General features: G+C 68.8%; 9 protein-coding genes, 1 tRNA gene and 1 pseudogene. 5 read left to right on the top strand and 6 right to left on the bottom strand.

Translation table 11 applies throughout. The annotated features are described in order from the left end of the window. Positions 1-45: 45 nt before the first annotated feature. Positions 46-1428 carry a MocR-like pyridoxine biosynthesis transcription factor PdxR gene (gene pdxR, locus HAV40_RS25700; RefSeq protein ID WP_166385551.1) on the top strand — a complete coding sequence of 461 codons (1383 nt, stop codon included), beginning with the start codon at positions 46-48 and terminating at the stop codon, positions 1426-1428. A 133-nt stretch (positions 1429-1561) separates the two neighbouring features. On the opposite strand, the gene HAV40_RS25695 is transcribed toward pdxR, so the two are convergent. Beyond that, positions 1562-3097, bottom strand: coding sequence for an MFS transporter (locus HAV40_RS25695; RefSeq protein ID WP_166385549.1), 1536 nt, complete (start codon positions 3095-3097; stop codon positions 1562-1564). A gap of 37 nt (positions 3098-3134) precedes the next feature. Continuing rightward, complete coding sequence (locus tag HAV40_RS25690; protein ID WP_203671598.1) at positions 3135-3479, bottom strand: YybH family protein; 345 nt, start codon at positions 3477-3479, stop codon at positions 3135-3137. A gap of 118 nt (positions 3480-3597) precedes the next feature. Between HAV40_RS25690 and HAV40_RS25685 the strand changes: the two genes are divergently transcribed. Then, a complete protein-coding gene (locus HAV40_RS25685) occupies positions 3598-4503 on the top strand; it encodes a LysR family transcriptional regulator (protein ID WP_166385545.1) in 906 nt (301 codons plus the stop codon). 186 nt (positions 4504-4689) lie between these two features. On the opposite strand, the gene HAV40_RS25680 is transcribed toward HAV40_RS25685, so the two are convergent. Both HAV40_RS25680 and HAV40_RS25675 read right to left on the bottom strand, forming a co-directional pair. Continuing rightward, on the bottom strand, positions 4690-5610 hold the full coding sequence (locus HAV40_RS25680; protein ID WP_166385543.1) for a hypothetical protein: 921 nt from the start codon (positions 5608-5610) through the stop codon (positions 4690-4692). Next, on the bottom strand, positions 5600-6061 hold the full coding sequence (locus HAV40_RS25675; protein ID WP_166385541.1) for an RNA polymerase sigma factor: 462 nt from the start codon (positions 6059-6061) through the stop codon (positions 5600-5602). The genes HAV40_RS25680 and HAV40_RS25675 overlap by 11 nt, the downstream gene beginning before the upstream one ends. Before the next feature lie 178 nt (positions 6062-6239). Here HAV40_RS25675 and HAV40_RS25670 point away from each other — a divergent pair. Further along, positions 6240-7016: pseudogene (locus HAV40_RS25670) on the top strand (site-specific integrase); the annotation flags it as partial. Positions 7017-7296: 280 nt separating this feature from the next. Next, positions 7297-8505, top strand: coding sequence for a hypothetical protein (locus tag HAV40_RS25665; RefSeq protein ID WP_166385540.1), 1209 nt, complete (start codon positions 7297-7299; stop codon positions 8503-8505). Between the two features lie 111 nt (positions 8506-8616). Here the strand turns inward: HAV40_RS25665 and HAV40_RS25660 are convergent, their stop codons facing one another. Then, positions 8617-9750, bottom strand: coding sequence for a DUF4236 domain-containing protein (locus tag HAV40_RS25660; protein ID WP_166385538.1), 1134 nt, complete (start codon positions 9748-9750; stop codon positions 8617-8619). 997 nt (positions 9751-10747) lie between these two features. On the opposite strand from HAV40_RS25660, the gene HAV40_RS25655 reads away from it, so the two are divergent. Then, entirely contained in the window at positions 10748-12958 is a 2211-nt protein-coding gene (locus HAV40_RS25655; protein ID WP_166385536.1) for a LamG-like jellyroll fold domain-containing protein, read from the top strand. A gap of 321 nt (positions 12959-13279) precedes the next feature. Here the strand turns inward: HAV40_RS25655 and HAV40_RS25650 are convergent. Then, a tRNA-Val gene (locus tag HAV40_RS25650) sits at positions 13280-13354 on the bottom strand. Positions 13355-13504: the final 150 nt, after the last annotated feature.

The following is a 13504-nucleotide window of genomic DNA, read 5'->3' as shown; positions in this document are numbered from 1 at the left end:
CCATGACGCTACGAGGTAAATGGCTCCCTACTAAGGTCCACTTGTATGAGCATCGAGTGGGCCATTTCCATCGACCTGCATCTGGACCTCGAAGCGGCGGGCGGCCGCCGGCAGGCGCTGGAACGGGCACTACGCGAGGCGATCCGGTCCGGACGGCTGGGCCCGCAGACCCGGCTGCCCTCGACCCGGGCGCTGGCGGCCGGACTGAACCTGGCCCGCAACACCGTCGCCGCCGCGTATGAGCAGCTCACCGCCGAGGGCTATCTCAGCGCCCGGGTCGGCTCGGGCACCGAGGTGGCGGGTGCGCCGCCGCGCCCGGCACCCGCCGCGACCCCCGCCCCGGCCACCGCCCCGCGTTTCGATCTGCGCCCCGGCAGTCCCGAGGTGGGCACCTTCCCGGTCGACGCGTGGCTGCGGGCCGTCCGGCGGGCCCTGGCCGCCGCACCGGTGTCGGCGTACGACTACGGCGATCCGCGCGGCCGCCCCGAACTGCGCGCCGCCCTGGCCGCCTACCTGGGCCGCGCCCGAGGCGTGCTGGCCGACCCTGAACGAATGATCATCTGCTCCGGGTACGTCCAGGCGCTCGGGCTGCTGGCGCGGACGGTCGGCGGTCCGATCGCGATGGAGGATCCGGGACTGGGGTTTCACCGCGAGGTGGTCCGCCATCAGGGCGCGGACGTGCTCGCGCTGCCGGTCGACGAGCTGGGCGCCCGTACCGACCTGCTGGGCGGCGCGGACCTGCCGGTGCGGGCAGCGGTGCTGACCCCGGCCCACCAGTACCCGATAGGGATGACCCTGCACCCCGCCCGGCGCCGGACCGCGGTCGCCTGGGCGCGGACGCACGACGCGATCGTGATCGAAGACGACTACGACGGCGAGTTCCGCTACGACCGGCAGCCCGTCGGGGCGCTCCAGGCCATGTCGCCGGAGCACGTCGTCTACGTCGGCACCGCGGCCAAGACCCTCGGCCCGGCGCTGCGGCTGGCCTGGATGGTCCTGCCCGAACGCCTGGTCGGGCCGGTGTCGGCGGCCAAGCGGTTGGCCGATCTGCACACGGAGTCGATCGGGCAGCTCGCCCTCGCCGACCTGATCACCACGCACGGCTACGACCGGCACATCCGCTCCTGCCGCCTGAACTACCGCCGCCGCCGGGACCTGCTGATCGAGCGGCTCGGCCGACACCACCAGTTGCACGGCATCGCCGCCGGGATGCACGCGCTGCTGGGCCTGCCGCCGGGCAGCCCCGACGAGGCTGCCGTGGTGGCGAGCGCCGGCGCACGCGGACTGGCCGTGGGGACGCTGGGACCGCACTGGCACCAACCGGACCCGGCCGCCGCCCAAGGCCTGATCATCGGGTATGGCACCGCGAGCCGGGCGAGCTACCCGGCCGCCATCGACCTGTTAGCCCGCACCCTGCACGGACTCTGATCCGGATCAGCGCACCCTGCGCACAGATCGTTTGATAGCTGGTCGCGGCGATCGACCAGGCACCACGGCTGCTGATGTATCAGGTCGACAAGAAGCGCGCACAAGGCTGTCGAGCGCCCCGCTCTGCGGCTGGTCAGCCCGCTGTTGCGTCGACGCTGACGGGGGCGGGCGTGCTGCTTCCCACCGGGCGGTGCCCGCCGGTCGGTCGCATCAGGATGATGACGAGCAGGCCGGCGAGGATGCCTACGGCTCCGGCGACGGCGAACGTCGCCTGGACGCCGGCTACCGCCGCGACGTGCGCCGCATTGTCAAAGAGCTGTCGCCCGCTTGGCGGGGCAGCTTGCAGCAGGCCGGGCGTGCGTCCGCCGGCGATGGCGTGAGCGACGTGCGCGGGGTCCGGGATGCCGACTCCGGCCAGGGTGCTCTGTGCTCGAGCGGTGAAGACGCTGCCCAGCACGGCGATGCCGAACGCGAAGCCGAGCTGGCGGGTGGTGTTGACCGCGCCGGCGGCCATGCCGCCGCGTTCGGCGGGCACGAGGGACATGGAGACCGAGCCGAGGATCGGCGTCGCCATACCGACGCCGATGCCGATCAGAGCGAAGCCCGGGATCAGCGCCGGCCAACTGGCGGGACCGCGCATGAGCGCAGCGGTGAGCAGGCCGCCGAGGCCGATGAACAGCAGGCCCGCGCCGATCACCAGATCTGGTCGCCGGCCGTGCAGCACGCGCCCGAGTCCTGCCGAGACGGCGAACGCCGTGATCGACATCGGCAGGCCGGTGAGCCCCGCCTCGAGCGGGCTCAGCCCCACCACCGACTGCAGCCAGATCGAGGTGTAGGTGAATGTGGCGAATGCTGCGAACGTCAGCAGGAGTCCGGCGAGCAGCACTGCGACGAACGCGCGGTTGCGCAGCAGCGCGAGGTCGAGCATGGGGTGCGGCGAGCGCGCCTGTAGTACGGCGAACGCGGCCAGGCCGAGCGCCGCCAGTAGGAGCAGCCACCAGACTCCGGGCTGGGCCCAGCCGTCTTCGTTCGCGCGGATGAGGGCGTACGTCGCGCAGCCTGCCGCGGCGGTGAAGCTGGTTATGCCACCGATGTCCACCCTGCCGCGGGCCACGCCGTGGGCGCGGGCGAGGGTCGTGGCGCACAGCACGATCGCGATGGCGCTGACCGGTAGGTTGACGAAGAAGATCCAGCGCCAGGAGACGCCCTCGGTGAGCAGTCCGCCGAGGATCGGGCCCACCGCGGCCGAGGCACCGGCCACCGCGCCCCAGATGCCGTAGGCACTCCCGCGGTCGCGGCCCGCGTAGGCGCTGTTGAGCAGAGCGAACGTGGTCGCGAACATGGCGGCCGCGCCGATGCCCTGCAGGGTGCGTGCGGTGATCAGCACGCCAGGGTCGGGTGCGAGTCCGCATATCAGTGATGAGATCGCGAAGATCGCGAGTCCGGCGATGTAGACGCGGCGGTGCCCGACGAGGTCGGCTACCGACCCAGCGCCGAGCACCAGTGCGGCCAGCGCGAGGGCGTAGGCGTCGATGACCCATTGCAGCGCCCCGAAGGACGCGCCCAGGTCCCCGACCATGTCCGGCAGGGCCACGTTCACGATCGTGACGTCGATCAGCAGCATGAACGTGCCCAGACAAACCGTCAGCAGGGGCAGCCACCTGCGCATGTCGATACCTGTGTTTCTCGTGGTGGAGGCGGCGGCTTCAGCGGGTGGAGGGGATGAACTCGGGCTGGTCGAGTACGCGAAGCCAGGTTCCGTCAGGTTGGCGCCGGACGACCTGCGCGCGGGCGCCGGCCCCGTCCCTCGGCGGGGTCGAGGTGAGGGCGATGTCGCCGCTCAGCAAGGTCGGCAGCGGCTGTTCCGGCTCGAAGCGGGGACGGTTGACCAGCACCCTCTCCCACAGCGCGCGGATCGCCTCCCGCCCTACCGTCTGGCCGCCGGGCGGGTACGCCATCACCGCGTGCTCTTCGTAAAGTGCGGCGACTCCGGCCGCGTCACCGGCATTGGATCGTTCGACGAACAAGCGGGTGAGGTCTTCGGGCCGCACGGCCTTCTCGTACTCCGGCATGGGTTCCTCCTGGGTCAGACTTGGTCGTCTCCCAGCGTCACCGCACGCCGATCAGAAGTCCAACAGATGGTTCTACTGCTAGCTAGAATCTCCAGTCATGGAATTGAGGCAGCTGGAATACTTCGTCATGGTCGCCGAGGAGCAGAACTTCACCCGGGCGGCCGAGCGGGTGCACATCAGCCAATCCGGCGTCAGCGCCCAGATCCGCCAGCTGGAACGGGAACTCGGCGCCGAACTGTTCGACCGCTCGACGCGCGCCGCCACGCTCACCGTCGCGGGAAAGGCCGCACTCGAACACGCCCGCGCTGCGCTCGCCGCCGCGGGAGCGGTCAGCCAGGCAGTGGGCGAGGTCACCGATCTGATCCGGGGTCGGCTCACCATCGGGATGGTCATCGGCTGCACCGTCACCCCGCTGTTCGACGCCCTCGCCGCATTCCACCGGGCGCATCCCGGGGTGGAGATCTCGCTGCTGGAGGACAACTCCGACCGGCTCGTCGAGGCAGTACGTGCCGGCGCGCTCGACCTCGCCCTCATCGGCACGGCGACCGCCACCCCCGACGGTCTGGACGCACTGACGATCATCAGCGAACGGCTCGTCGCGGCCGTTCCGGCCGGGCACCCCTTGACCAGGAAGCGGCGGGTGAACCTGCGTGACGTAGGCGCCTACCCCCTCGTGTGCATGCCACCCGGCACCGGCCTGCGCACCGTGTTCGACCAGGCCTGCGCGGCACAGAGCATGCAACCGGTCATCGCGCTGCAGGCCAGCGCCGCCGACGCCATCGCCGATCTCGCCACCCGCGGACTCGCCGTCGCCATCCTCAGCGACTCCATGGCCGCACGCCACCGCGACCGGCTTACCGCCATCACCATCGACGACGTACCAACACCCGCTCTGCTCGCCCTGGTCTGGAGGAGCACGCGCAGCCCGATGATGCGCGAGCTACTGGTACACAGCCGACAAGCATTCGCCAAGACCGACCCCGGCAAGAAACAACTCCGGTGAACGCCGGCAGCGTCACGCCGCACCGCGTCGACGAAGACCGTAGGGCTGCCATCTGGACTTGCGGTGCCACACCCCGGCGGTTGCGGGGTGTGGCACCGGTCCCGCGGTCGGGATGGGTCGAGGCCTCACGGTGGCAGGAACGCCGCCTTGCCCGGGCACAGCGACCGGCTTGCCGTGAGACGACGCCTAACCGCGGCGGGTCTGCCAGTCCTGGTCGAAGGCGGTGTCGAGGACGTTGACACTGCGCACCCCGGTCGTCGCCACCAGGGTCCGGGCCAGCGACAGCGGCATCCTCGGCACGACGAACGCATAGACCATGCCCGCATCGGCCGCCTTCTTGATCACATCCGAGGACGGCGCGCCGATACGGTTGAGCTGCGCGTCGTCGGCGGAGGACAGCCCCGCCGCCCATTCCCTCAGCTCACCGAAGCCCGTGCTCGACCAGGAGACCGGCACGCCAATGCCAGTGCCCTCGTGGTACGGATCGGACAGGAACACCGGCGCGCTACGGTTCGGCACCTCGAACACCGAAACGTACTTGTCGAAGAACAGCTCGTACGCCTCCACCGACAGCGGCCCGTCGAACTCGATCAGCGCCGAGGCGATCATCGGTTCCGGCAGCTTCTGCAGGTACGCGGCGGTTGCGGACAGGGTCGGCCGTCCCCGGGCCAGCCCGCCGATCAGCGGAGTGTCCGACGAGTCGATGCTGGCGTGGATCTCGCCGCTGACGTCCCCCTCGACCACGACCGTCGTGGTGCCCACGTGGTTGAGCGCACCGAGCGGCCGGAAACGCAGCGTCATCTCGTTGGCCAGGCCCAGGTTCGTCAACCCGAACAGCGGCCCCGCGGCGCAGCAGTTACCGTCCTGCTTCATCTCCAACTCGGGATGCGCCAGCCTGGTGCCGTAGTACGCGAAGCCGAAGAAGCTGCGGCCGCGTACCCCGCTGACGCCGAACGACACGAGCGTGACCAGCACCATCAGCGAGGTCAGCGCGGCTGTGACGATCGCGGCGGTACGCAGTAGCCCTCTCCACACGGCCCGGCGCATCGCCCGCCGCACGGCCCACTCGTCGAACTCCGGGATGTCGGTCACCTGCTCAGCGTTCATCGGCGTATCCCTGCCGGGCGAGTTCCCGCAGCGTGTCCCGTGCCCGCCAGACCGCGGTGCGCACGGCCGCCGGCGACTGGCCCGTCATCGCGGCCACCTCGGCGTGGCTGAATCCGTCCAGGTAGACCAGTTCCAGCAGGCGTCGGCCGGTTTCGGGCAGCCGGCGCAGCAGATCCCGGACCTCGATCGCCGTATCCGGGAACTCGATCGGCGGCAGCAGCGACTCCTCGATCGCGACCAGCGGCCGCCCCCGGCGGTGATGGTCGACAACGACGTTGCGCGCGATGGCCAGCAGCCACGGCAGCGTGGACTCGCCCCGCCACCCCAGGAACGCCGCCGCCGCCCGCGCGAACGTCTCCTGGCTCAGTTCCTCGGCCAGCGCGCGGTCCCCGGTCCGCCGGCTGACGTACCCGTAGACCGCGCCCCAGTGGGCCCGGAACAGGTCTGCCATGGTCGTGGCGATCGTGACCTCCCCGGCCCGGTAGATGCTCTCTCATACCAGGAAAGACGGAGCCAGACCCCCGAATGTCACACACCCATCGCAGGAGACGACGGCACGATCCCGCGCGGCCGTACGCTCACCACGTAGGCCAAGGCCGCCATACTCAGCAGCAGCACCGTTCGCCCGTCTGCACGAATGCCTCAACCGCGCGGTCACCGCGCTATGGCACGCGACAAGGTGAAGCGCAACGATGTGACGCTGTCCGGCATCCCGAAGGGGCTACCCGGCCGTACGTCGAAGTCCCTCAACCTTGACCAGGCCAAGGCGCTACTCAGGGCTGCCGAGGAGAGCCCGCTGTGCGCCTACATCGTGATCTCACTGCTGGTCGGTGGCCGAACAGAGGAACTGCGCGCGCTGACGTGGGATCACGTCGAACTAGACCGGCCGCCGCACCTCCATGCATCCACGTGTGGCGGTCGGTCCGCGCTGGTGGCGACACCAAGACCAGGAAGTCACGCCACCCCCAGCGCTGCCCCGACGCGGCACCGACGCCCTCGCCCGCCACAAGCGCCAGCAGGACCAGGCCCGCCAGCACGCAGGCGACACCTGGCGCTATACCGGCCTGGTCTTCACCTCCAGCGTCGGCACCGCCCTGGACGCGGCCAACGTCCGCCGCGCCTTCCGCCGCGTGGCGAAGGCCGTCGGACTGGCCCACACCGACTGGACACCGCGCCAGCTACGGCACAGCTTCGTGTCGCTGCTGTCAGACAGCGGGATGCGCCTGGAGGACATCGCCGAACTGTGCGGCCACGCGGGCACGCGGGTAACCGAAGCGGTCTACCGCCACCAACTCCGCCCGATGCTGCTCAGCGGAGCGACAGCCATGGATGAGATTTTCGCCGAAGCGGACAGCGATGAGCACGAGCGGAGAGGCTTAGTCACTCAGTTAGTCACTCGGCAATGAGAAAGGGCACATCCGGCTACCGGATGTGCCCTTTGAGCTGGCGGACCATACCCGGCAGAATCCGAACCGTATTCCAACAGCTCACGGCACGGCCGTGTTCGTAGCGCCGGTTCGAGCCCGACGGATCGGCCCGACCGGAATGCGTTGATGAACGCCCAGCGAACACCACTCGTGCCACCCGCTGCTACCGCCACGCGGCCCACTCTCCAGCATCCGTCCGAATTCGGAAGTCCCCGGCGTGGTGCACCGCGCCCGGCTCGCATCGTGCAGAATCCGCCACGTGCAACTTGATCTGAGCAGCATTGACTGGGCGTCGCTGACGCACGCGTACGGAAGCGCCGAGGACGTGCCCGACCTTATCGGCGCCCTGCGGTCATCTGATGCCGATGTCCGCGGCGAGGCGATGACCGAGCTGTACGGCAACATCTTCCACCAGGGCAGCCGATACGAGGCCAGCGCGTACGCCGTCCCGTTCCTGCTGGAGCTGGTGGCCGACTCGACGACGCCGGACCGGCAAGAGCTGATCCGGCTGCTCGCCAGCCTCGCCGTCGGATACGGGCACCACCACGCCGCGACCGGCTTCCCGATAGCCGCGATGCGCGACACCATGGCCCAGGTTCCCGACCAGACCTGGCAGAGCTGGTCGCAGGCGATGAAGGAATGGTACGACATCGTCAGCACAGGGCAGCGGCAGCCGATCCCGCTCAGCAAGCCGGAACGGCGCGCATTGGAAACCCGGCACGAGCTGGCCGCGTACGACGCCGTCCGGGCCAGCGTCCCGGTGCTGCTGGACTGCCTGGACGACCTGGACGCCGAGGTGGCCGGCGAGGCGATCCACGCCCTGGCCTGGTTCCCCGAGGAGATCACCTCGATCCGCCCCCGCCTGCTCGCGATCACCTCGGACAATCAGCAGCCGGAACAGATCGCTGGAGCAGCACTGGTCGCCGTCGGCCTGCTCGGCGGCACGCTCACCCAGCCTGTATCAGACCTGTTTGACACGCACCTGCGTACCACCGATCCGCACCTGAGATGGTCGGCTGCCGTGGCCTGGGCGCACCTTGCCTTGGAGGACGTGCCGGACACGGCAGTGGCCGAACTCCGCGGCTGGGCGGCCATCAGGGGCCAGGACACCGGCCAGACCGTCTGGGGTGCCCGACGCGGCGATCTGGCGCTCACGATGCTCGACCGCGTCGCCCGGCCGGTAGCCGAAGCGGTACGCGCGGAACACGTCGCCGCCGTACTGGCCAAGCAGCCCACGTCGAACTGGCACAACCACTTCAACGTGGTCCTGAACCGCGCCTTCCCCCGGATGGAGCCGGACCACGGCCGCACCTTCCAGGAACTGGCCCCAGCGCAGCGGGCCGTGGTCATCTGGCTCACGGAGAACCCGCACGTATTCGGCACGTCAGGCCCCGAGGGCCCGCTGCGCCAGCACGGACTTCCGACGACTTACGCGGCGTTGCGGACCTATGCCGAGCTCGACGAGTAACCGCCACGCACCACGCGAACCTGTGGGCTGCTGCCTCCGGGCCGCCGGAGGCAGGATCCCGCCGGGCAACCCCGCATTGAAGGCGGCCCATCAAGCCGGGATCAGGTAGATCTACTCGCCTGCGAGCTCGTCGATGTCAACTGCGGCGACCAGGAGCGCCAGGTCGGGCTCAGCTGCCAGATTGATCGGCGCGAGTTCTCCACTGCGGCCGCGCTCGTTGAAGATTCGGTCCGCGGAGACGTCGTTGACAATCCTGCCCGCGTCCGTGGTCTGCCACTGCACGCCAGCTAGCGCGGCCTTCTGGAACGTGGCCGCCATGATCGCCACGGCCCGCGGCCTGCCGTAGGCGTCGTCCCCGTCATTCCTCAACACCGCAACACGGGCCGTCGTCAGCGCCGGTGCCACGGCGAACGCCTCTCGTACAGTGACCAGCATCTGCCCGCACACGAACACCTTGTAGTAGTCGGCGCGGTCGCGTTGAGGAAGCTTCTTGAACGAGAGGTTCCCTGCCTGGGTAGTCGTGGGCATCTGCTCGGGCACCACCTGGTCGACCGACGGTGCCAGGATCACGATCGAGGTGTCCGCTCCGGTAACGCCCAGGGCTAGCGTGGGGGCTTCGTTGTCCTCGAACGCTAGGTTGAGCGTCTCGAGGACGACGTCGGGATCGTTCGTGGTGAGCAGGTGCCACCGGTGGTCGAAGTACTGCTGCACCTGTGCCCGCTGTTCGCAGGCTGCTGTCCACAGCCGCTGCACTTCTGCTTCTGTCCACCCCGCCGCGCGTTGCTTGGCCTGAGTGCGCTCAGCACGTTGGAAGATGCTCAGCCCGGCCAGCGCATGCTTCTCGTAGTGAACGTAGATCGCTGCGCGGTTCGGCTGCTGCGGTGCTGGCGCCACAGGACGTGCCGCGGGAGTGAAATCGGCACGGTGCAGGTTGAGGATGCGCAGGAACGCGTCAGCCAGACCACGCGCCCGATCGGCGCGCTCAACCTGGACTGCATGCCGTTGCTGAGCCGCGAGCTGTCGCTGATAGCCGGCTGCCGCAGAGACCCCGCTGCTGGTGCCTCCCCCTCGCCGGCGGCCGCCGCCCAGCGACGTGTAGAACCCGACCGGGCCAAGACCCGTGGAGACGCCGGTACGTCCCGCACCAACGTGAACCCGCGCGATCCGCGGTCCCACGCTCGTACGGATACCTCGGGACGACGCGCGGATCCGCACACCCGGCGCTAGCTTGATCGAGAACCCCATCATGCGAGCGTAGGACCGGCGATAGCTTGTCGTCGCCCTCCCAACAACCGCCGAGCGGGGCGAAATGGTGGATTACACGCAGCACGGTTGCCCACTGAGTTCGTACAACTGGTCACCCCGTCGCTACCGACTGACGCCTTCGGAGTCCCCACACGCACGAGCTCCACGGCACCTGCAGAGCAGCCGAACTCAACAGCCCTCCTTGCTGCCAGGTTGCCACCACTGGCAGCAAGGAGGTCAATTGCTTCGTCTAGCCGGGCCATCTCGCTTTGGCTGCAGCAGTGGTTCGCGCTGAGCTAATCGGGCGTTGCAACGCTATAGCCACTTACCGGACCCGAAGAACGGACGAAGTCCCAGCTCAACGAGCTTGGACTTCAAACGGCCATATGTCCGCATTGTATGGGTCGACCATGCCCCGAACAATCCGAACCGCGTCCCCGAGCTCAGGGGCCGGTTGTGACCGTCACCGCGGTGCGATCCCGGCGAATGTAGTCCGTCGGTGCCCGGCGTGCCGTGTATTGGTGTCGGAGGGGCCACACGACCCAAACAACGACGTCGATCGCACGACCTCGCGCAGGTCCCCGTCGCCGCCACGGTCATGGCCGGGCGGGTCACCCACGATCGCGCGGCAGCTGCCGGGCCTGCCGTCCGGCTGACGCAGACAACCGGCCCCGGCCCCGGCCACGACGCGTACGCCGCTGGAGCGTGCTGCTGCTCCATGAGCAGGGCGCTGCGTGGCGGAACCGACCTCAACACCAAGGAGTTCACATGAAGGCACGAACACTACCGCGCCGGTGAGACCGCCCGGGTCGTGACTCCATCGGCCGGTGCGGGGCACGCCTCCCGCAATACGGATTCGGGATTCGATTCACATATACGAACCTGTCGCAGTGATGTTCGAGTATATGGACGAGGTTCACTTACTTGTGTTAAGAAGTGTTTACGTTCAATCCCTCCGGTGGTGGTATCCGCCATGCCGAACCCCAAAGGACGTCTCATGAAGGTGCCCCGGTACTCCCCGCTCCCCGTCCTCGCACGTGCCGTTCGATGGCGGGTGTTCGCCCCGGCGTTCGTCGCGCTGGCGCTGGTCGCCGGGACGACGGCCTCCATCGCCGCCCCCACCGCAGCCCTCGCGGCACCCGGCGACGACGGTCGGCTCGCCGTACTGCTGTTCTACAAGTCCAATTTCCACGCCTCCCACGTGCAGGCCCGGCAGGCCGTGCGTGACCTGGCCACCCAGCTCGGCACGCAGTACAACCTGCCGGTGGACATCCAGGAGACCGAGGACCCCGCAGCCTTCACCACCGTGAACCTCGCCACCAAGGACGCCGTGGTCTTCGCGCAGACCGGTGGCGTGCTGTTCGACGCGGCCCAGCGCTCCGCCCTGGAGGCCTACATCCGCGGTGGCGGCGGCTACATGGGCATGCACTACGCCGGCTGGTCGGTCGGGCAGAGCGAGCACGACGTCAACCCGTTCTACTACCGCCTCGTCGGCGCCGTCTCCGAGGGACATCCGGAGAACCCCGGCGTTCGGCCCGGTCGCGTGTTCGTGCCGGACACCAGCCACCCGCTGACCCAGGGCGTGACCGCCTCGATCACCCGCAGCGACGAATGGTACGACTGGGTGGTCAACCCCGCACCCAACGTCCGCACCCTGATCGAGGCCGACGAGTCGTCCTACGGCGGTGGCGCCAACGGTTCCCCCCACCCGATCACCTGGTGCCAGAAGATCGACTCCGGCCGGTCCTGGTACACCGCGATGGGCCACGAGGGCTCTGCCTACTCCGAGGCCTACATGCGGGCCCAGATGAAGAACGGCCTCGCCTACGCCGCCGGGCTGCTGAGCGCCGACTGCTCACCGCCGCCGCCCCCGGCCGGTGTCCCGGTCCGCTATGAGTTCGAGGAGGGCACCGGCACCGTCGGCGCCAACTCCGGCAGCCTCGGCAGCATCGGCTCGGCCGTGCTGACCGGGACCACCGGCTGGTCAACCAACGGCATCCTCGGCAAGGCGGTCAACCTGCCCGGCGGCAGCACCGCCAACGCGGTCGACCTGCCGGACAACCTGCTGCAGAACGCGGCGAACTTCACCGTCGGGTTCTGGGTGCGTCCCGACACCAAGAGCAACTGGACCAGCATGTTCCACATCGGTGACGGCCTCGGCGGCACCGGGAGCTACTTCCACATCCAGATGCAGACCCAGGTCAGCGGCAACACCGGACTCGCCGCCAGCTTCAAGGCGAAGACCGGTCCCGAGGAGCGGGTGTACGCCAATCCCGTCCGGGACGTGGTCGCCAACCAGTGGAACCACGTCGCGTTCACCCGGCAGGGCTCGACCGGCACGCTGTACCTCAACGGCGCGGCGATCGCGAGCCGTTCCGACCTGACCGTCACCATGACCGGCATCGGCTCGACGGCCAACAACTGGCTGGGCCGCAACGGCTACGGCGACGCCGCCTTCGACGGGCTGATCGACGACGTCCGGGTGTACACGTCGTCGGCGCTGAACGGTTCGCAGGTGACGGCGATGTACAACGAGGGCAGCGCCGTGCGCTACACCTTCAACGAGAACACCGGCACCGCCGCCGGGAACTCGGGCGCGAAGGCGTCGATCGGTGCGGCCGCGCTGCAGGGTGCGACGTCCTGGGCGGCCGGTCGGTTCGGCAGCGCGGTGAACCTGCCGGGCGGCGCCGCGAGCTCCGGCAACCAGGTCAGGCTGCCCGACAACATCCAGGCCGGACTGACCAACCAGTTCGCGGTGTCCTTCTGGGCGCGTCCGGACACCCTCCCGAACTGGGTGCCACTGCTGCAGATCGGCAGCAGCACGGACACGTTCTTCCTGCTCCAGTCGGGCACGAACAGCGGAACCACCGGCTTCGGGGCCACCTTCAAAGCGGCGGGAAACCCGGCGCAGGAGCGCCTCACGCTCGGCTCCGGCCGGGACCTGCCGCTCAACCAGTGGACCCATGTGGTGTTCACGATGAACGGCTCTACCGGCAAGATCTACTTCAACGGCGTGCTCCAGGGCACCCGTACCAACTTTCCCATCGGCATCGGCAACGTGGGCGTAGGAGGCACCACCACGGCCAACTTCATCGGCGGAACGAGCTGGGGCGACCCTCGGTTCGACGGACTGATCGACGACTTCCGGCTATACGGCTACGAGCTCAGCGCCGAGCACGTGACGCAGCTGTACTCGGGTCGCCGGTGAACGCGCTGCGCTAGTCCCAACGCCGCTCGGTTAGAGCGGCGTTGGTTGTCAGGGTGACGTGTCGCGCGATTGAGAAAAGCGGAGTTCCGGTTTCGAGGTGAGTCATTCCAAGACACCCTCGAGACCAGGGACTCCGCTTTCGTCGATCAGGCCTCCGTGAGACGGGTTCGGGTGGGGTCGTAGAGGGTCTGAAAGTCAGCTGTCGGCAGGTCGGCTGCGCCGCTGTGAGGGTCGGGCACATCGACCTATCGACACCATCAACGAGCGAAGTCCCAGCCCATAGGGCCGGGACTTCGATACGGCGAAATGTCCGTATTGTATTGGTGGGCGATACTGGGATCGAACCAGTGACCTCTTCCGTGTGAAGGAAGCGCGCTCCCGCTGCGCCAATCGCCCGCAACGAGATGGAACTCTACAGCACCCGGGGCGGCTGACGCATCTCGGTACCCCTCCCGCGTGTCGAGTCCGACAAAACACCCGGACAGCACGAGACGAGGTGCTCAACGTGAGCACCTCGTCGGAGTGCTGACCGGGTGTCCGGCCGGA

This window comes from Catellatospora methionotrophica, from assembly GCF_011297335.1.
GTDB classification, from domain to species: domain Bacteria; phylum Actinomycetota; class Actinomycetes; order Mycobacteriales; family Micromonosporaceae; genus Catellatospora; species Catellatospora methionotrophica.
This window is presented reverse-complemented; position numbering and strand designations above follow the sequence as displayed.